This window comes from Chryseobacterium mulctrae (assembly GCF_006175945.1).
Lineage (GTDB): Bacteria > Bacteroidota > Bacteroidia > Flavobacteriales > Weeksellaceae > Chryseobacterium > Chryseobacterium mulctrae.
Genome location: NZ_VAJL01000004.1, coordinates 1 through 18,307, shown reverse-complemented (window position 1 = coordinate 18,307; position 18,307 = coordinate 1). Strand labels below are relative to the sequence as shown.

General features: G+C 33.7%; 30 protein-coding genes and 1 pseudogene. 22 read left to right on the top strand and 9 right to left on the bottom strand.

From position 1 onward, the window contains the following. Window positions 1–81: 81 nt before the first annotated feature. The 7 genes and pseudogenes from FDY99_RS22870 to FDY99_RS23125 form a co-directional block, all read right to left on the bottom strand. Window positions 82–1,359: a type II restriction enzyme gene (locus tag FDY99_RS22870; RefSeq protein WP_139423973.1), complete on the bottom strand. Its 1,278-nt coding sequence runs from the start codon at window positions 1,357–1,359 to the stop codon at window positions 82–84. Next, a pseudogene (locus FDY99_RS22865) lies at window positions 1,360–2,006 on the bottom strand (DNA adenine methylase). It lies immediately after the preceding gene. Between the two features lie 17 nt (window positions 2,007–2,023). Continuing rightward, complete coding sequence (locus FDY99_RS23750) at window positions 2,024–2,200, bottom strand: DNA adenine methylase (RefSeq protein WP_394344556.1); 177 nt, start codon at window positions 2,198–2,200, stop codon at window positions 2,024–2,026. A gap of 101 nt (window positions 2,201–2,301) precedes the next feature. Beyond that, a complete protein-coding gene (locus FDY99_RS22860; protein WP_139423972.1) occupies window positions 2,302–2,574 on the bottom strand; it encodes a hypothetical protein in 273 nt (90 codons plus the stop codon). Further along, entirely contained in the window at window positions 2,571–2,867 is a 297-nt protein-coding gene (locus FDY99_RS22855; RefSeq protein WP_139423971.1) for a hypothetical protein, read from the bottom strand. Before FDY99_RS22855 ends, FDY99_RS22860 begins: the two co-directional genes overlap by 4 nt. A gap of 18 nt (window positions 2,868–2,885) precedes the next feature. Next, window positions 2,886–3,665, bottom strand: a complete 780-nt coding sequence (locus FDY99_RS22850) for a relaxase/mobilization nuclease domain-containing protein (RefSeq protein ID WP_139423970.1) — start codon at window positions 3,663–3,665, stop codon at window positions 2,886–2,888. Next, the gene (locus tag FDY99_RS23125) at window positions 3,659–3,799 is read right to left on the bottom strand and encodes a hypothetical protein (protein ID WP_162304211.1); all 141 of its coding nucleotides are present in this window, start codon (window positions 3,797–3,799) and stop codon (window positions 3,659–3,661) included. Before FDY99_RS23125 ends, FDY99_RS22850 begins: the two co-directional genes overlap by 7 nt. A gap of 1,273 nt (window positions 3,800–5,072) precedes the next feature. Here FDY99_RS23125 and FDY99_RS23585 point away from each other — a divergent pair. The 21 genes from FDY99_RS23585 to FDY99_RS22785 all read left to right on the top strand — a co-directional run bounded on the left by FDY99_RS23585 (window position 5,073) and on the right by FDY99_RS22785 (window position 14,801). After that, window positions 5,073–5,390, top strand: coding sequence for a replication initiation protein (locus FDY99_RS23585; protein WP_262711437.1), 318 nt, complete (start codon window positions 5,073–5,075; stop codon window positions 5,388–5,390). After that, the gene (locus tag FDY99_RS23580; protein WP_262711436.1) at window positions 5,368–5,610 is read left to right on the top strand and encodes a replication initiation protein; all 243 of its coding nucleotides are present in this window, start codon (window positions 5,368–5,370) and stop codon (window positions 5,608–5,610) included. Before FDY99_RS23585 ends, FDY99_RS23580 begins: the two co-directional genes overlap by 23 nt. Then, on the top strand, window positions 5,597–5,833 hold the full coding sequence (locus FDY99_RS23575; RefSeq protein ID WP_262711435.1) for a RepB family plasmid replication initiator protein: 237 nt from the start codon (window positions 5,597–5,599) through the stop codon (window positions 5,831–5,833). Before FDY99_RS23580 ends, FDY99_RS23575 begins: the two co-directional genes overlap by 14 nt. Continuing rightward, window positions 5,790–5,960, top strand: a complete 171-nt coding sequence (locus tag FDY99_RS23525; protein ID WP_228448999.1) for a hypothetical protein — start codon at window positions 5,790–5,792, stop codon at window positions 5,958–5,960. Before FDY99_RS23575 ends, FDY99_RS23525 begins: the two co-directional genes overlap by 44 nt. A 79-nt stretch (window positions 5,961–6,039) precedes the next feature. Beyond that, window positions 6,040–6,348 carry a ParA family protein gene (locus FDY99_RS23520; RefSeq protein ID WP_228448997.1) on the top strand — a complete coding sequence of 103 codons (309 nt, stop codon included), beginning with the start codon at window positions 6,040–6,042 and terminating at the stop codon, window positions 6,346–6,348. Then, on the top strand, window positions 6,276–6,629 hold the full coding sequence (locus FDY99_RS23515) for a P-loop NTPase family protein (RefSeq protein ID WP_228448995.1): 354 nt from the start codon (window positions 6,276–6,278) through the stop codon (window positions 6,627–6,629). The genes FDY99_RS23520 and FDY99_RS23515 overlap by 73 nt, the downstream gene beginning before the upstream one ends. 29 nt (window positions 6,630–6,658) lie before the next feature. Next, the gene (locus FDY99_RS22835) at window positions 6,659–6,883 is read left to right on the top strand and encodes a hypothetical protein (protein WP_139423969.1); all 225 of its coding nucleotides are present in this window, start codon (window positions 6,659–6,661) and stop codon (window positions 6,881–6,883) included. Window positions 6,884–8,041: 1,158 nt separating this feature from the next. Further along, on the top strand, window positions 8,042–8,212 hold the full coding sequence (locus FDY99_RS23120; protein ID WP_162304210.1) for a hypothetical protein: 171 nt from the start codon (window positions 8,042–8,044) through the stop codon (window positions 8,210–8,212). A 159-nt stretch (window positions 8,213–8,371) separates the two neighbouring features. Then, entirely contained in the window at window positions 8,372–8,524 is a 153-nt protein-coding gene (locus tag FDY99_RS23115) for a hypothetical protein (protein WP_162304209.1), read from the top strand. Between the two features lie 28 nt (window positions 8,525–8,552). After that, a complete protein-coding gene (locus tag FDY99_RS22830) occupies window positions 8,553–9,272 on the top strand; it encodes a hypothetical protein (protein WP_394344557.1) in 720 nt (239 codons plus the stop codon). An 11-nt stretch (window positions 9,273–9,283) separates the two neighbouring features. Then, complete coding sequence (locus tag FDY99_RS22825; protein ID WP_162304208.1) at window positions 9,284–9,505, top strand: hypothetical protein; 222 nt, start codon at window positions 9,284–9,286, stop codon at window positions 9,503–9,505. 13 nt (window positions 9,506–9,518) lie between these two features. Further along, entirely contained in the window at window positions 9,519–9,740 is a 222-nt protein-coding gene (locus FDY99_RS23510) for a hypothetical protein (RefSeq protein ID WP_228448993.1), read from the top strand. 35 nt (window positions 9,741–9,775) lie between these two features. Beyond that, window positions 9,776–9,898 carry a hypothetical protein gene (locus FDY99_RS23570; RefSeq protein WP_262711434.1) on the top strand — a complete coding sequence of 41 codons (123 nt, stop codon included), beginning with the start codon at window positions 9,776–9,778 and terminating at the stop codon, window positions 9,896–9,898. A 73-nt stretch (window positions 9,899–9,971) separates the two neighbouring features. Further along, a complete protein-coding gene (locus FDY99_RS23505; protein WP_228448991.1) occupies window positions 9,972–10,580 on the top strand; it encodes a hypothetical protein in 609 nt (202 codons plus the stop codon). Between the two features lie 165 nt (window positions 10,581–10,745). Beyond that, window positions 10,746–11,867, top strand: coding sequence for a putative toxin (locus FDY99_RS22815; protein WP_139423966.1), 1,122 nt, complete (start codon window positions 10,746–10,748; stop codon window positions 11,865–11,867). 9 nt (window positions 11,868–11,876) lie between these two features. Further along, complete coding sequence (locus FDY99_RS22810; RefSeq protein WP_139423965.1) at window positions 11,877–12,440, top strand: hypothetical protein; 564 nt, start codon at window positions 11,877–11,879, stop codon at window positions 12,438–12,440. A gap of 9 nt (window positions 12,441–12,449) precedes the next feature. After that, the gene (locus FDY99_RS22805) at window positions 12,450–13,031 is read left to right on the top strand and encodes a hypothetical protein (RefSeq protein WP_139423964.1); all 582 of its coding nucleotides are present in this window, start codon (window positions 12,450–12,452) and stop codon (window positions 13,029–13,031) included. A gap of 150 nt (window positions 13,032–13,181) precedes the next feature. Then, entirely contained in the window at window positions 13,182–13,847 is a 666-nt protein-coding gene (locus FDY99_RS22800; RefSeq protein WP_228448989.1) for a DUF2314 domain-containing protein, read from the top strand. Between the two features lie 17 nt (window positions 13,848–13,864). After that, the gene (locus FDY99_RS22795) at window positions 13,865–14,242 is read left to right on the top strand and encodes a hypothetical protein (RefSeq protein WP_139423962.1); all 378 of its coding nucleotides are present in this window, start codon (window positions 13,865–13,867) and stop codon (window positions 14,240–14,242) included. 26 nt (window positions 14,243–14,268) lie between these two features. After that, the gene (locus tag FDY99_RS22790; protein WP_228448987.1) at window positions 14,269–14,607 is read left to right on the top strand and encodes an immunity protein Imm33 domain-containing protein; all 339 of its coding nucleotides are present in this window, start codon (window positions 14,269–14,271) and stop codon (window positions 14,605–14,607) included. After that, a complete protein-coding gene (locus FDY99_RS22785; RefSeq protein ID WP_139423961.1) occupies window positions 14,607–14,801 on the top strand; it encodes a hypothetical protein in 195 nt (64 codons plus the stop codon). Before FDY99_RS22790 ends, FDY99_RS22785 begins: the two co-directional genes overlap by 1 nt. Here FDY99_RS22785 and FDY99_RS22780 read toward each other — a convergent pair. Next, window positions 14,798–16,615 (bottom strand): type IV secretion system DNA-binding domain-containing protein, encoded by a 1,818-nt coding sequence (locus FDY99_RS22780; RefSeq protein WP_139423960.1) that lies wholly within the window; start codon window positions 16,613–16,615, stop codon window positions 14,798–14,800. The genes FDY99_RS22785 and FDY99_RS22780 overlap by 4 nt on opposite strands. A 306-nt stretch (window positions 16,616–16,921) precedes the next feature. Between FDY99_RS22780 and FDY99_RS22775 the strand changes: the two genes are divergently transcribed. Continuing rightward, the gene (locus FDY99_RS22775) at window positions 16,922–17,194 is read left to right on the top strand and encodes a hypothetical protein (RefSeq protein WP_139423959.1); all 273 of its coding nucleotides are present in this window, start codon (window positions 16,922–16,924) and stop codon (window positions 17,192–17,194) included. 27 nt (window positions 17,195–17,221) lie between these two features. On the opposite strand, the gene FDY99_RS22770 is transcribed toward FDY99_RS22775, so the two are convergent. Continuing rightward, window positions 17,222–18,307: an IS481 family transposase gene (locus FDY99_RS22770; protein ID WP_139423958.1), complete on the bottom strand. Its 1,086-nt coding sequence runs from the start codon at window positions 18,305–18,307 to the stop codon at window positions 17,222–17,224.

Here is an 18,307-nt window from a genome sequence, read left to right as displayed (position 1 = left end):
AATACTTAATCTGTTTTAAAGTTATTCAATTTGATTATAACTGTCAGATTAAGTATTGACTAATTCAGTTAAAACCTTAGTTTACTCTTCAATCTGTTTCATTATCCAATTTATCCAGCCTATTATAGTTGATGCCCTTCTAAAGTACGTAGAATCTGAATCAACATTATATAAATTAGAACTTTTCATGATATATATAATTTCATTTTTACTCGGCATTTCTCCAAGCTCAAAGTATAATTCTAAAGTCTTTTTAAAGGCTGAATGAGCGACTATTATTTTAACAAATTCCTTTTGTCTGTCTACTATATTAACATTAAAAATTTGTTTCCCTTTATTTGTTAAATAACATCCTATTTGGTTTGTTACAGGATCTCTTCCAATTTGTAAGACTCCCAAATACTTGCCTGCATTTATATAATAATCGGTTTGTCGTGCATCAAAATCATAATTAGATGTAATCTCTTCTTTAGTTATAAATTCTTTTTGTATAAGTAATTCACAAAGATTAATTACCCTTTCAAAACTATTGGCTTGAGGAAAAGGTATCTTTGGCTCTTCAACTGTTACTATACTATTTAAAATTTCTTGAATTATTTCAATATTAAAAGTTCCTTCCTGAACTACATATTTTTTTTGCTTAACCAATATAATAGAATTATAATGCTCAACATCTGTAAACTCATATTCTCGAAGATGAAATATGCCATTAGTATAAGTTAAAAATATAGGTTTAACTCGTTTACTTATTTTGTTGTTCCAAAGTCTATAAGGATAATATAATTGGCGAATTAAAAAATCATCTGAGATATAATTTTTTGCTTCAATCAAACTTAGTGAGTTATCACCTTCATAACCACCGTCAATTTCTATCTGTGAATTTCCTACAGTAACATTAAATAAATTATTGAGAGTGTTTATTTTAAAATTAAAGGCAGAAGAACTCATTCGTCCACTAACAGTAGGTAATAGATTATCTTCTTCTAAAAAATCATGAAGTATTTTTGTTACAAATGCACAATTTATAGCCGTAGATTCACTTGTTATGAACCTATAATCCAAACTCTCTAAAAATGTTGGAAATTCAATTCGTGTAACTTCAACATCATCTATATTAAAGTTTTTAAATGTATCAAAAGCTCCAATTACATACCCTCCTCTGGATGTCGGAAGGATAGATAAATTATTATCTGAAAAAAGCTTTGGCAATTGTGACTTATGATCAAACTTAGTCATTAAACGAGCCTCTCTAAATTCGTTGATATTGGTTGAATTGATTAAAGTATGCCCATTATCTTGAACTTTATCAAGGATTTGATATTTCTCGAAAATTTTCTCCCAAGCTAAATCATTTTTGATTTATTCATAATTTCTAATTAAAACCTCGTCTACCTCACCACGAGCAGAACCATTTGAATTTATCGCCCGATTTGCTTTTACTGTTGTAATATTATAGTCTTTATATTCATTAAGTATTAATGGTGCTACAGAATTAGAAAGCAAGAATTTAATTCCTCTGTTATGAAGTTCATCACATGCTTCTCGTAATCTAATCTGATCTAAATCACTCCAACCTCCTTGAACATATCCTGTAAAATTTGAACTCAATGAGATTGGATGGTAAGGAGGATCTAAATATACAAAAGAATCATTATCTATAATTTGTAAAGTCTCATTATAATCGCCTGTTCTTAAAAGTATATTATTAGAATTAAGATATTTGCTTACTGCTTTTAAAGTAGGTTCATTTAAAATATTGGGGTTTTTATAACGTCCAAACGGAGCATTAAATTCTCCTGCATTATTTACTCTATAAAGACCATTAAAGCATGTCTTATTCAAAAAATAACTCTGGATGCTCTTTCTACATACGTTAAATCATTAAATTCATCTACTCTATCTAAACCTCTTATTTCATAAAAATAATCGGCAGTATTTTGATGTTTTTTTAAATCTTCTATCAGCTCAAATAAGTTTTCTTTTATTACTCTATAAACATTTATCAATTCTTCGTTAAAATCATTTATAATTGCTTTTTTGGCTGTAAATGAAAGAGAACTGCTCCACCACCAATAAATGGTTCTACATATTGTAATTCTTTAATATTTTTAGGTAATAAATTAACGATCGAAGGCATAATTTGTCTTTTTCCTCCTACCCATTTTAAGAATGGTGCTACTAAGATATTATTTTTTGCCATTTTTCTCGTACTAATTTCATTTGCGAAATTAATGTTTTTGTTTAATTCAATTGATTTATTCCTCGCCTTTTTGAAATCCTTTAATAGTCGGAAAAAACAACTTATTTCTTTCCTTTTTTAAAATCCTGATAGCCTTTGTAATAGATTTCTAATGATTCGCTGTCTTTCGGGTTCGACTTCTGCCATGCTCGTAGAACCTGCGACTGTTCTACATAACCATCCCACTTTGCTTTCTCTACAATAGCTTTTCCGGAGTTTTCAATTTCCTGAAGAACTTCGCCCCTGATCTCCTGTTTTGTCCTTACACTTTCTTTATACCATTTGATGCCGGAATATGCCCCGAAAATACCTAATCCCCAACCGGATAGCATCACGAACAGAGAAATATACAGGAAAGTTTATAATGCTTGAAATAGTCTTTGTATGCTTCAAGTTTCTTCAGATCTTCAGGTGATACTCCAATTTGGATATCCGAAATACTTTCTGTTAAGATTTTTAGTTTATGATCAATAAGGAGTTCTGCTATCTTCAGCTTTTCATCTATTCCGGAGATTCCGGAGTTTAGGTTTTGAGTTTCTTTTTGCAGAGCCGTAGTAGCCTTTTTTAAATCATCTACAACGGCTATTGGGTCAAACTTTGACGGATTCTGATTGCTGTTTTCATCCATAATGGTAATATTTTTTTTTTATAACGACATTCCCATGTCTCTCGATATATCTTTAGATACACTTTTCATGATATCCAGTGCAATGTCCCTGATCTTTAATTTCGGGTCGATATCGCTTAATTTAAACCCCTGTTTGGTGATCTTTTCCAATGCTGAAGGATTTATATTAATGTCGGCTTTCGGGATGATCCTTGCCCCGTTTAAGCCTTTGGCGTTCTCGCTGATCTGCATGATATATCCTCGCCTGTCCATTCTCGAAATAAGATCCTGCAAGCTCCGGCTTTGCCCTTTTTCCTGAAGAAGTACGTTTTTGATTTCCGCTTTCTTCTCTCCGGTGATCTCTTTTACTGTTTTCCAATCTCTCTCTTTCGATAATACTTCAGCATGTTTGGATGCTCTTTCTCCAATATGATGGCTCGTGACCTGATTTTTACCGTGATAATCGATACGGTTAGCGATAATATGCAGGTGTTTATCGTCCGTACTTTGGTGCAAATGCACTAAATATTGATTGTTCTTACCTATTCCCTCCTTTTTTAAATAGTCTTCTGCCAGTTTTCCCCATTCCTCCAGACTTAAATCCTTACTGTATTCTTTCGGGGGCGAGATCACCGCAGTAACGTATTTATTCTCCGTTCTGGTGTTCAGATCAGCAATTTCCTTAAACTCAGAATAAAGCTCTTTCGGCTTTTCTCCGGATAGCCCGTTACGGCAGATTTCAACACTCTGCTCCTTGTCGCTCTGTTGGTATTGGATAGATCGGGAACTTACATTTCTTGTAGAGGCAGATATTACCATTTGATTTGTGTTTTGATTCCTTTGATTGCTTCTTCGATCTCCCTGAGCAGTCCGGCTCTTTCTTCAGGCGTGAAAATTTCTTTCTTCATATAATTTCCTATTCTCCGGAAATTCGTTGCATATTCCGTCAGCATGATGTTTTTTTCATAGTCCGGAAGTTCCTTATCAAGCAGTATAATCTGCTGTAATCCGTGAGCTTCAGCTTTTTTTGATCCGATCTTTCTTTGAGCTTTTTCATTTCCTGTACCGTAAAACGAAGTGCCAAGCGTTCCGATTTTGGGGCGTTGAGTTTCGGGCGACCTCCGAGCTTTCCTCGTTCTCGATATTGGTTTTGTCTATCGACTTTCTCAAATCCTTCTGCGAATAATGCTTCCCAGTCTTCTGTATTTTATCTTCCATAATTGACGGTTTTTGTATATTAGTCTCTCGAAATAATTTTATAGGATTCATATTATATTGTATCCTTAAGCTCTCTTAATAAGAGAGCTTTTATTTTTTCTCCTTTTTTTTTTCGACTATTAAAAAGTCTCATTTTAACTACCTTTTTTACTATGGACATCAATCCTTAAAGCGTTCTGCTTTTCCTTTTCGACGATAGAGAAAAGCAAGTTGTCCTTTTTGGCGAAAATCTATAACGAAGTAGATTTTTGACGTCAAAAGTACTACTTGCCCTTACTATATACATATTTTTTACCACTAATTTACACATTTCTGCGTTACCACGCAACACAGACGCATTTTTTATAGGTACAGCTCCCTCCACTTCCGGAAAATCGCCCAGCTCTACCCACTCAGAAAATGACTTAAAAAAAGTAATACTTCAGATCAGCTCACCGCCCAGAACCGAAAACACACACTCCAAACATTCAGCAAAAAAATAAAGTCCAAAGAGATAAAGCTGAAGGAAAAAATCAACAACATTCCGGAAGCGATATCGCCCTGATCAGAGAGCCGGACAGCTCACCAATTTACCCCTTAATAATAGAATTTATCATCAATTATTATGCATAACATAACAACCGCGCGCCCAAGCCGACTTATAAAAACTGGTTTTTCTTTCTTTTGTTTTTCTTCCACCCTGCACATGACAAAATGACCTAAAAGTTTTCGCTCCAATAGATCAAATAAAATTCCTTTGAACAAACGTATTTTTTAAAATATTTACTACTTTTTTACTTTGTTATTTTAAGTCTCTATAACTAACTAATAAATGTTTTGCAAGTTTAAAAAACGACCTTTTATAAGTTAAAAACGACCTTTATAAGTTAAAAACGACCTTTTATAAGTTTTAGAACGACCTTTTATAAGCTAAAAACGACTTTTTATAAGTTTTTACGATACTAATATATGACTGATGTTTTTAAATGTCGTTTTTATTTTTATCTTTGTTTTTCAAAAATTATATTCATGGAATTAATTGATTCTAATTCTTCAGATAAACTGGTTTATCAACATAATGTAATAACATCAGGAAGATATGATTATTCTGCCTGTATGCTCGATATTCTTTTTATGGTACTTTCCTGCCTTGAAAAAGATAAATTAGAGTACACCATTCATACACACGATATTGAGGAAATAACAGGACGTAAATGGAACTATAAGCAACTAAGAGATGCAACAGCAGAAATAGGTAGCAGATTATTTGAAATTGAAACTCCTGAAAGATATCGCCAACTTTGGTTATTTGAATGTCGATTACATGAAGGGAACAGGTTCTTTTAATATAAAAATCAATGAAAGTGCTAAACCTTACTTCTTTGATCTGAAAAATAATTTCACAGCCTTGCAGTTAAAATCTGTATTAAACTGCTCTTCAAAGTATGCTAAAGATTATATGCTATTGCTCGACAATGGCGGAGCGTTGGAACAAAGCGTTTTGAAAATTCAAGAACTAAAGCAAATGCTTGGATTGATCGACAAAAAAGGGAATGAGCAGTTTTGAAAGAATAAGCGACTTTAAAATCAAAGTTCTTGATATCGCCAGAAAACAAATTTCTGAGAATACCGATATTGAATTAGATTATGAACTTAAAAAAAGAGGTCGGGAATTTTACTGGATCACTCTGCATATAAATTCTCAAAAGTTTAAGCAATTGGAAATTGATTTTGAAAAGCCTTTAAATGTTCAAAAAATTTATATCAAAATTAATTACTTATGGACTTAATCAAGAACAGGCGGAACTCATTGCCGGAAAAGAAAAAGAAAAGGATTTTGACATCTTAATTACAGAGCTGAACGAAAAGATCAGACAGAGAAAACTGAAATTGAAAATTCTGTCGGGTACTTGGTAGGTGTATATCAGAAAAAGGGGATTTTACCTGTTAAGAATTAATTATATATTTATATATTTGTGTAATTATATATTTATATATGGCTAAAATTATATTGACTACACATCAAAAAGGAGGAGTAGGAAAATCGACATTATCATTTAATCTTGCTGTAAATCTTAAAGAAAATGCAAAAGTCTGCATTATTGATTTAGATGCACAGGGTTCTTTATATCAGGTTCGGGATTTGTCCGAAGTTCCTATTTTTCCTGAAGAAAAATTAAAGAAATCCAGAGTTCAGATTTTGATTTTGTTTTTATTGATACACCTCCATATTTGTCTAACAAACTTACTGAACTGTGCGATCTTGCAGATGTTATTATTATTCCTACAAAAGCAGGAGTTTTAGACCTTTTGGCAATCAAAAGCACTATTGATATCATTGAACATTCAGGAAACGAAAATAAAGCTCTTATCGTCTTCAATATGGTTAAGCCAAATACAACTTTAACCGAAGAAATAAAAGATCAGTTAAGTGATTACAATGTCAAAGTTTCTAAAAACATGATCTCTGATCTGGTGGCGTTCTCTCGATCTGTTTTAATTAATGGAGTGGAAGATAATAATAAGGCACAAAAACAAATTGATGCTCTGACAAAAGAAGTTTTGACAATCGCAATCAATAATTAAATAATTATATAATTATATATTTATATAAAATGGCAAAGCAAGATTTTACCGCACTTATAGGCAAAGCAAAAGAAAATCAAATTAAAACTCCGGTTCAAAAAGTTGTTCCAATCAAGGAGAAGAAAAACGAGGTTCTTTTCTCTCTGCATATTCCAGCAGAAAGATTAAAAGCTCTTAAAATAATCTCAGCAGAAAAAAATATCAGTCTTAAAAATCTTATCAATTCTGCTATTGACGAAAAATATTTTAAATAAGAGGGTGAAAGGTGGGATTTTTCCCACCTTAACCCGAAAAAATTAATCTTCAGATTCAAACCCTCCTTCAAACAGATTAAAAATTTTAAGATACCCTTTAAATTTTTTCTTTCTGAACAGTCCTATTCCGAATAGAACTAAATTCCTACAATGAGGATCGCTAAGATAATTTCTAACATACTATTTTGGTTTAAAATTTTATCAATCATTTCTCTATTATAAATATTTAGTTTTTCTCAAAAATCATTTTTAATGATAATTTTTTTAAATTCATTACTCAGGGTTTGCCCCTCTTAAAAGTCTGTCATCAAATATAACCTCCCATTAAAGCCTTTGCCGGTTTGCTTAATTTCTTCCGGAACAAATAGAAAAAATCTTCAGTTCTCCCGAAAGGACAAGTTTTTGCATTTCTCCACAAACACCATGAATAAAGGTTTTGCAAGTATATTATATGATTTGTAATAAAGTTGTGACGCATTTGGATCATGGTTGTGAGATAAAGATAAATTTTGCTGATATCGTCTGTTCCGAAAGGTATCACCACCTTTTAAAAAGTTCTGTTACATTAAAATATTCACCATTTTTTTGACCCTTTTTTGCGCATACTTTTTTACAGCCGGAGAAATTTTGAACTAAGGAGCAACGAATGACAAGCGTTTTGAAAAAACGAGCAGTCTGAGGAAGTGACGGCTGAAAAATTTCACTGGATGGATATTTAATTTATCTTTCTTAAATTCGCACTAATAACATTTACGGTAAAAAATTAAGCATTAGCTTTCTTGTTCTGGAAAACTGGCAAGTTTCAATAAAACAACAAGAATATGCAATGCTCACGCTCCGGCGTGGGCTTGTTTATTTGTTGTTTGGGTATGCCAGTACCTCCGGAACAGTAGACATAGCTCCACGCTTTTTTTGTGCCTACAAATTAATCCGACTATGAATAATTTAAAATTACGACACGATTTGTCGTTGTTCCGGTATAGCTTTACACGCAAATGTATAACTCAAAAAAACCGTGTTTTTACCTATTTCGGAATAGATATTTTTATTTATAATTGTCGCCAAAACCACAATTCACACAATGAAAAAATTTATTATCAATACTTGTTCCTCTGTTTAAGCCCTTTGGGATTCGCTCAGATTCCTAAGTTTCCAACTATGGAAAATCCCAACCCTCCACTTTTCAGAATTATTCAAATCAGACCTTTTCTAATCCCAAAAGGAACAGTACAGCTCCCTCAGTTCCCCAGAACTACAATAGTAATGCAAGAACCCACAAGCATATCAACAGGACGTAAAAAGGGCGCAGGAAGATATAAGGCGGTTTGAACAGGAACAGGCAGAAGCCGAAAGAGCTGTATTTTATAGCAGAGTAAAGGCCCACAAGCATATCAACAGGACGTAAAAAGGGCGCAGGAAGATATAAGGCGGTTTGAACAGGAACAGGCAGAAGCCGAAAGAGCTGTATTTTATAGCAGAGTAAAGGCGTTGGAAGATTCAGGATATAATCTGCCCTCACTTTCAGAAAAGGCAGGAACAAAAGCCTATTATGATGCCTTTGATAAACTTTCTGTTCTTGATTCCGAGAGTTACTCTACGACTGAAGCTAATTTTATCGTAGAATGCTTTTTATGGTGGTAAACAAAATTTTAAGCAGTTTAAAGCCGGAATACAACAGACTGCAAAGCAGGTACTTCAGAAAATGAGAGCTGACAAGCTCGATACTGAAGACAACACAATGAAAAACATTGCCCTGTTTAAGCACTTTTCTAAAAATTATAAATATGATTTTGACGATTATTTCGGAGCGAAAGACTGGACTAAAATGTTTACTACAAAGCTCATGAAAACAGGAAAGGGGCAATGTCACTCAATGCCCTTGTTGTATCTGATGATCGCTGAGCAAATGGGCGCACAGGCTTCTCTCGCTACTGCCCCGAACCACACCTATATTAAATTTTTAGATAGTGAGGATCAGTGGCAGAACATCGAGCTGACGAACGGAATTTTTACAACCAATTCTATGATTTTGGAGTCCGGATATATCGGCTCAGAAGCCTTGCAGAATAACTTGTACATGAACAATCTGAGTAAAAAAGAACTCATGTCACAGTTTTATGCTGATCTGGCGAACGGCTACATTCATAAATACGGAATGGATGAATTTGTAGGAAAAACATTAGATAAATCTCTGGAATACTCCCCGAATAATATGTACGCCAATCTGCTTAAATCCATGTATCAACAGGCAAGATTTAAGCACGTTACCGATAATTTAGGAATTAAAAACGCAGAAAATCCGGAGAACTTCAAAATATACACTATTTCCCTAAAGCGGTGGAACTTCTTCAGGAAACAAAAGCACAGTTTGACAGGATTAATAATTTAGGATTCAAATTCATGTCAAGCTCTGCCTATTCGGAATGGCTCGGCAACATGGGAAGGGAAGCCAACAGACAGCAGAGCGAAGAAATTGCAGAAAGAATAAAGCAAATGAATGCTGAAAAGCAAAGAAAAAAACAGGAGGAACTGAAAAAAGCGCAGGAAGAAAAAAGACGGATTGAGGAAAAGAAAAAGAAAGAAGAGGAAGAGAGACGAAGACTATTTTATCTTAAAACATAATGAATTAATATCTATGAAAAATTTATTACCATTCACAATATTTATTTTGCTTCTGAGCTTAGGAACTGCCAAAGCTCAGAGCAACCAATTTTATAATGATTCCTATCAGATCATTGACAATATGCTCGAAGACAGGCAGAAATACAGCTTTAAAGATGCTGTTTTCAGCGTTGAAGAAGCCTATTATCAGGGAAAACTCGATACTACGGCACTCATAAAGAAATTAAATTTTTAAAGAGTTTTGCACAGAGTATTTTAAAAAGCAGGGATTTGGAATACAAAGAAGCCGACAAGGAAAAAGTTAGCAAATATTCTGCGGTTTACTCTATTATGTGCCGTTCTCTTCCGGTTGCGGTAAAAGATACAGTTATTCAGTACAAGCCTTTTGAATGATTTTACAGATGTTTTCGGGCATAACGACCTCCCTAACCTGTTTGTATCTAAATTAAACCCATAAAGGTAATCTATGCCGTATCTATACAAAATTTTAGCAGAGGAATTGGGCGTAGATGCCAATCTCTCATTAGCTCCCAATCATGTATATATCAAACATCAGATTAAATCTATCGGTTGGTTTAATACCGAGCTTACAAGTGGTATTTTTCCGGAAGACGGTTGGCTGATGGCTTCGGGGTATATTCATTTGGATGCCATTAAAAACGGAGTGTTTATGAAAGCACTTAATAACAAGGAAAGCCTTGCTTTATGTCTTTTTGATCTCGCTCAGGCATATAATAGAAGCTATCCCCAAAACAATGGAGAGTTTGTTTTAAAAGCTCTAAACAGGGCAGTAGAAGTTTATCCCAATTTTGCTAAGGCTCTTATTTTAAGGGCGGAAACACACAAAAAACAGTTTGAAAATATTATGTTTAAAATGAACTTGAGCAAAGATGTTCCGGAAAATATTAAGATTGCTCAGAAAGATCCAAAAGCTCAGGAGCTAATGGAACTTATGAAAAAAGAATACGGACACATTTATGATCTTGGTTACAGGCAGATGCCCGAAGAAATGTATCTGGAATGGCTTGTATCTTTAAAAACGGAGAGAAATAAATATGAGAATAAAAATTATTAAATAACTTTAGCAAATAACCACAATCATGAAAAATTATTTTACTTTATCTTTTTCCTACTTATAGGATTTTCCCATGCTCAGGTAAAAAACAAGACTTCTCAAAAGCCTGAGAAGCCTTATATTAATCCTGTAAAGCTGACTAAGGAAGAAAGATCACGCCCATATATGAGTGAAGTTCTGAAATCCAGAGATTCACTCACTCCACAGGAAGCCGAAAGAAGAAGAAAAAATATTGAACTGGCTAACCCTTTCAAAAAATATGGTTTTTATCCTAAAATTGCGACTTTAAGCAAAGGAAAATATTTGGAGGTTCACGATATTGATAGCATTATTAGTATCGGTTCTGTCCGTTTTAATAGAAAAACGAGAGATATTGTTGAGTTCAGGGAAATTGACCTGACTGATCCGGATGCACAGCCGTATCTTGATACGGCAGGACGTTGGTTCTCTCCCGATCCTCTGAGTGAAGAATTTTCAAGCTGGACGCCTTACAATTTTGCTCTTAATAATCCTATTAAAAATATTGATCCAGATGGTAGAGCTCCATTTGATTGGGTGCATAATAGACAGACTAATCAGGTTTATTGGAATAACGACGCCACAAGTCAGGCTACAGCAGGAGCTAATGAAACTTATTTAGGAAAATCAGGAACATATACTGCCTATGATGGCACTACGACTGCATTATTTGATAATAATAAGGCACAAAACAATTCATTATTAGGTGGATTGGGAGTAATGAATAATTTAGATCCTTTGATTCAAGCGGGTGATCTTGCGCCAGGCATGAGCTTGGCTACTTTTGGAGACCCTAATGGTGCGACAATAAGTGCAATTCCTGATTCACGAGGAAAAACAGAAATTCAAATGCTTGTTGCAGAAAATCCTTTGGTTCAGGGAGCTGCAATGGGCTTATTAACAGGAGGAACTTTTAATGTAGCAAGAGGTTTATTCTCAAAAGCAACTGTCGGAACTGTAGACGCTATGGCAAATGCTCGAAGTTTGGGAGCTGCAGGGGAAGCTTCGGTTGGAATTACTGAAGCAAAAACAGGCATTCAAATAGGCGGAAAAATGAGATTTCCAGACCGTCTAACTGCAACAACCTTAGAAGAAGTCAAAAATGTGAAGACTCAGAGTTTTACAAGACAATTGCGTGACTACTTAAATTATTCTCAGCAAACAGGCAGACAAATGATTTTACATACACGTCCTACTACTACAATGACCGGACCTTTAAAAAAAGCTATTGAAACTGGTCAGATAATTCATAAAACTATACCACAATAATTTATTATTATGAATACATATTGGGAAGATAGATTTATTTCTCTTTTAAATAAGAACCCAAAAACTTCATTAGAAGTGGAGGAAATGGAATATGCGAGAGAACAATTTGAAATAGAATTGAGAAAAGAAACTGAAAAATTATTAGAAGAAATTAAATCTAAAGGTTTAATTATTACTAACATTTGGGATTTAGTTAATACTAAAAAATCATATCCCGAAGCTATTGAAAGTTTAACAAATCATCTTTCGTACCCTTATCATCATAAAAATAAAGAAGGAATTATACGAGCATTAGGTGTTAAAGGAGCAGGAATAAAAACAATTTCAGCATTATTAGTTGAATATCCTAATTGTAGTAATAAATATATTTCTGACGCAATAATTTTGTCTATTTTTAATATAATTAAACTTAACAACGTAAAAAAACTTTTTGATCAAACCAATGAAAGTGATACTTTATTAAGAGATATTTTGCATGTATTTCTTAATAATAAGAAAATAACTATAAATCAATTTTATCATCTTTTTATAGAAAATTTTACAGATAGATTTATTATTCAAACATCAAAATAAATTATAGAAATGAAGAAATTATTATTTATTGGTGCTTCAATCCTAAGCATTTTATTTATATTAAGTGTTACAATAAATTCTCAAAAAATCAAATTATCTAATTTTAAATTTGTTGTTTATGATATTGAAAACAATACTGTCTCAATATCTTCCTATTCGACATTAGATAAAAATGGAGTATTAAGAGTTTACTTAAAAAGATATAATGATACCGTTTTTTATAAATATCAACTCACTAAAGAAGAGATTGAAAAAGTAAATAAATTATCTTCCAAAAAATTGCAAAATTTTGTAGAAAAAAAGCAGTTAGAAAATAACAGTTATTATGCAGGAAGCAGAAATTACATGAATTTCAAAGTTAAAAATAAGGATGAAAAACTGTGTTTTATTCAGCCTTTCATGAGTTCTGAATTTAGCGAAATCATGAATTTGCTGACTGAAAAAATATACAAACAAGACGAAACAGCAATAACATCAGGATTTAAAATTGATTTTGAAGCGATAAGAAATGATATTTTAAGGCAAAATGAAATAGATAATTATCTGCCACAAAAACAATTACCTCCACCGCCAATGAAAAAATTTAATTAAATGGAGGAAGTCTTAAATCTTGTTGAATAATGAATATTTAGAAAAAAATCATACCGCCTATTTTATGAACAATAGTGCAAAATAGAAGAAAACAATATTTACCAATACAATATATACAAAGCTAAAAATACTTTATGGTATTTTAACGACTTGATTAAAAGTGGATTTTCAGAATATAATTCTGTTAAATTTAAAAATAGTGAAGGCGTTTATGTATGGTTAGAGAATGTGAAAATTGAAGAAATTTATTATTTAGGCAACTTAGCAGAAAATGGCAATTCTCAAAAAATTCTAATAAATAATGTTATTGATTGGATGATTATTGAGAATGGAAGGTTAATCGGTGGCTATACTATTCGTCATTACAGAGATACTCTTGATGATGAAGCAAAAAATAATTTTGATATTGATTTCGGAGTAAAAATTGACGATGGAAATGATTTTTTTAAGCCAGATTCATCAACTCCGGAGGGTGCAATTATTAAAATTGAAAATTATTATTCAAATAACGATTTAAAAGGTGTCATTTCTTGTAAAGATTTTGAAATGGAAGCTAAAAATTTACTGGAGGAAAGAGGCGCAATTATTACCACAGAGATAAAAAATAAAATATCAGAAGCATTAAAATCATCTTTGATTGAAACTTTTCAGTCAAACGAATTTCCAAATTTCGAAAACATAGAAAGGTGTTTTACTCTTGTAGAAGAAAAACAGGATCAGCGATTAATTGAAGAAAAAGTTATCTATCAAAACGGAAATTTCACATTCAATAAATTATGGTATGGCGATCTAAAAACGGAGATTGGAAAGTTTTAAATCTGGTCGAAAATTAAATGAATACTGCTGAAAAACTACTTGAAGCCATAAAGGAACAGGCTGAATTATTTCTAATTGAGAATGGAGAATTTGCTCCGTATGGCACATATATACGAGCAAACGGAGATTTAACCTATATCGGAGCTTATTCAGAAACTACTGATTCAAAAGAAATGTATGAGCTTTTATTAAAAGGATTTTATGACAATCTGAAAGATGAAGATGTAAGGATTTGTGCTATTGGTCTGGACGGAAAATATGAGGGGAAAGATGTTTTAATAGTTGAGTTTATTTTATCTCCAGAACATAGATATAAATTCGTTTACCCTTATGTTTTAGAGAATAAAACAGTCACTTTCGGGGAAAAATTTAATTATGATAAAAATCTTTTTTAGTATCTGTGATGAACAATAGAGGTTACTTGGAAAAACAACTAAAGATTTGCATGAAATATTCTCAAATTTCAGATTTAGTTGAATTAGATACACTATTTGCATTGGGTAAAAATTTTAATCCTAATGTTCAAATAAACGGATTAAGACACCCTCGAACAGAAACTTTAAATGGTTGGTATATATGGTCTGGAGAAGATTTTAACCCTGATGATATTAATTTTTTTCAACCGTCACACGCTTATCATTTATTGGAGAATGCTTCTTTTGTTATACCATATTTAGGACTTCCGGCAGGAAATCGTTTTTTAGTAGATAGCAAAGGTTATGAAGATATTTGGTTTGATGAAAATTTATTAAATGTATAATGACTGAATATCATGTTATTTTCGAGGTTTTAAAAATTGAACAGGAATTAGAACAGGGCTCTACTATTCAGATAGGAGAAAGATTCGTAGGGCTTTATTATCCGGATAATAAAGAGATTCATTTTACCGATGATAACGGTCAGGAGTGGATTTTTTACGATGGCGACACCTGTACGATCATCAGCAAAATTTAGCTTACAATCGCTTTGGCTTCCTCAATGATCCTGTAATAATTTTCCTGCATTTCCTTGTCGGTTACAGCTCTTTTGTCGTTCTCCCTGCTTTCTGCATGATCTTCTAAAAACTGTGTTTTAAAAAACTCTTTCGGCTGTCCTTCAGCTATGATGCCGTAGAACTCCCCTGTGTTCAGGTTAATAAGATCGCTCACTTTTACTCGGTCACGTTCCTGAATGCTCTCACTCTTTCCGGAGCTTTGGTTGCTCTGGGTGTGGACGAGCTGTCCGCTTGTTCCTGTTCCGGTGTTCTTGTTGATATACGTTCGGTCTTCTTTGGAAAATAATTTTCCTACCATTTCTGCGGTTCTGCCGTTGGTTACCCTGCCGAAAAACTGATTTCCCAAATTAGAAATAATGATTTGCGCCTTATCCTCTCCGTAGTTATCTACTAACTGGCTAAAATCCTGAACCCCGAAAATAGTCGCTATTTTATTGCTTCGTGCCGTTGCCGGTATCTGTTCTATGTTCGGAATGTAGATCGTAGGAGCTTCATCCAGTAGAACGACACTTTTCTGCTGTCTTGGTTTGTTCATCTGTCGCATTCCTACGCTGATAATAAGGGATATAATAGGGGCGTAAACCTGTGGCAAAGTGCTGTCATTCCCTAAGCACAGGAACGTAGGATTTTCAGGGTTATTCAGGTTCAGATCAACATCATTTTTAGACAATATCCAAAATACGTCCTTTGTGTTGAGCTGTGCGACTGCGGTTTGAATGGTCGAAAGGATTCCGGCTACTTGGTTTTGCGCTTCATTCTCTACCGACTGCCGGAGTGATGCAACCATTCCTCCGGCTTCGTAGTTCTGCGATATCTTCTCCAATAATGATTTTATATTGGTATGCAGTAGTAAGCTGATCGCATGGGGGATTGTGCAATATTCCGGATGTTCCTCTTTCAGCCACCAGATCACCCCTGCAATTATCATTTTTGTATTGTTGCTCCAAAAATCCGACTTCTTTATGCTTTCCGGAATGAGATTGTTTACAAGTGCCTGAGAATACTCAATAGCGATCACGCTTTTTGTTAAATAATGCGGTGCTATCGGGTTAATCCTGTCGCTTTGGTGTGGATTCTTAAAATCCACGTTCCGGAATGATACTGCCTTTCCGTAGTAGCTTCCCCTTACCTTATCCGTAAGCTCCGGACTTTTAAAATCATACAGTATTCCGGTGTAGCCCTGTTCTGCAACCTGTTTAATGATCGGTTCAAAAATACTTCCGCTCTTTCCTGATCCTGCACCGCCCTGAATATAAATACCCCTGTACGGATTTGCTAATTGTATGATTCCGGATTTTGTATTGAAATTCAGGCTTTCATCATCTTTTTTATCTGAAAATTTCTGCGCTTCAGGTTTTTTCTGCTTCGGCTTCCGGAAGTCTCGCACAAGGTAGAACCCAGAGACGAGAATAGGAATCAGATAAATAAGCAGTCCGAAATAACCGACAAAAGGCTTTAATATTTCTGCAATGAATCCTGCGATAAAGGAAAATAAAGCAGTCATCATTCCCACATAGATAAGTCCGGTAATAAAATTTTGGAAGTTTCCCATTTTATAAGTAATATGCCAAAACGAAAGACCGAATACGGAAGATATAAAGCAAATCCATAAAGGAATATCTGTAAACATCCTGAAAGGGGAATATAAACTGTTCTCGGGAACAAAAAATTTGAGAACAGGTGCTGCTACAAATAGAATATTCATGCTTAAAAAAGAAAAGCATACAATACCGATAACTGCTTTAAGAATATATTGTAAACCTGGTATGTTCATATTTCTAATTTATTAGCATTTCTTACATTATCCCATATTTTATAAACTCAACGCTAAAACCCTTATGAATATTGAATAATTTTTAATTTGAGGGTTTGTAAAGAAATATATTATTCCCCTCTTTCATACAAATATAAAAATAGACTGCCTTTTGAACTGTCTAAAAACACAAATTTCTCCGAATGTATGTTGAGAGAATTTATAATTCTCCTCAACATACATGAGTAGGCGTAGCCGATTTATGCGCAATGAGAAAATTTATTCTTTTAAATTTCTATTTTTTTACTACTTTTATAAAAACATTTTATGGCTTGGTGTAAAAAATCTCATCGAAAAGATCCTAAGTTTAAAAATTTAAAATTTAGCGAAGAATTTTTTGGAGAACCAGAAAGGTGGAAATGTGCAGGATGTGCATATGATCAAGGCTTTAATGATGCTAAAGCAGGATTGCCAAATAATCCCAGATTAAATGAATTAGACCAAAGTCAAGCTAGTGCTGTCAGACATCGCAGCCCGATAGAAGGATATAATATGGGATATAATGATGGGTTAAAATGTAATAGCCACGACTTTATCTGACAGTTAGGGGTTAAAAATAATTGTCAGTTATCCAATATTGTCCTTACTTCCAAAAGTAAGGATTTTTTGTTCCTCTGCAAGAGTTTCCAATAATTTCTCTTTTGCAATAGATTTACTATCCAAAAACGTCTGCATCGGCGTTTTACCGTAACAATGTTTTCCTGTATGCGTTCTTTCATTGTTGTAATAGGACAACCAACTGTTTAGGTCTAATTGCAGTTCTTCAATGCTTCTGTAAATTTTCTTTCTGAAAGCTATGGCATAAAACTCGTCCTGTATCGTCCTGTGAAAACGTTCACAAATTCCGTTGGTCTGAGGACTTTTGGCCTTGGTCTTCGTATGATCAATATCTTCAATGGCTAAATAAAGCTGGTATTCATGCTGTTCTCTTATTCCACAGTATTCCGTTCCTCTGTCTGTTAAAATTCTGAGTAAACGAAGTTCCTGCTGCTCAAAGAAAGGAACTACCAGATCATTAAGCATGTCAGCGGCAATAAGAGCGTTTTTACGGTCATATAGCTTTGCAAATACTACTTTAGAATATGTGTCAATAAAAGTTTGCTGATAAATATGTCCAACTCCTTTGATATTGCCTACGTAATAAGTGTCTTGAGCTCCTAAATATCCAGGATGATGAGTTTCAATTTCTCCATGAGCTTTTTTCTCTTCCTTAGCTCTTTCTAATGCTGAAAGTTGAGATTCAGTAAGGACTATACCATCTTGAGCGGATTTGGCTTCCAGGGCTTTTAATCTTAGTTTAAACGTATGCAGATCATGTCTTAACCAAATACTTCTGACTCCGCCTGGTGATACAATGAAACCTTTCTTTTTAAGTTCATTACTTACTCTAAGCTGCCCCAAAGCAGGGTTTTCAATGGCTATATCAACAACAGCCTTTTCAATAACTTCATCTACACGATTCTTTAATACTGGCTTTCTTCTGGAGATTTCCTGTAATGCTAATTCACCTCCTTGCTCATATAATTCTTTGAATCGATAAAAACTGTCTCGGGAATAGCCCATTACTTTACAAGCTTTGGATACATTTCCTAAATGTTGCGCTAATTCAAGTACGCCTAACTTGTTTTTGATGATCTTTTGTTGTGTTGTCAT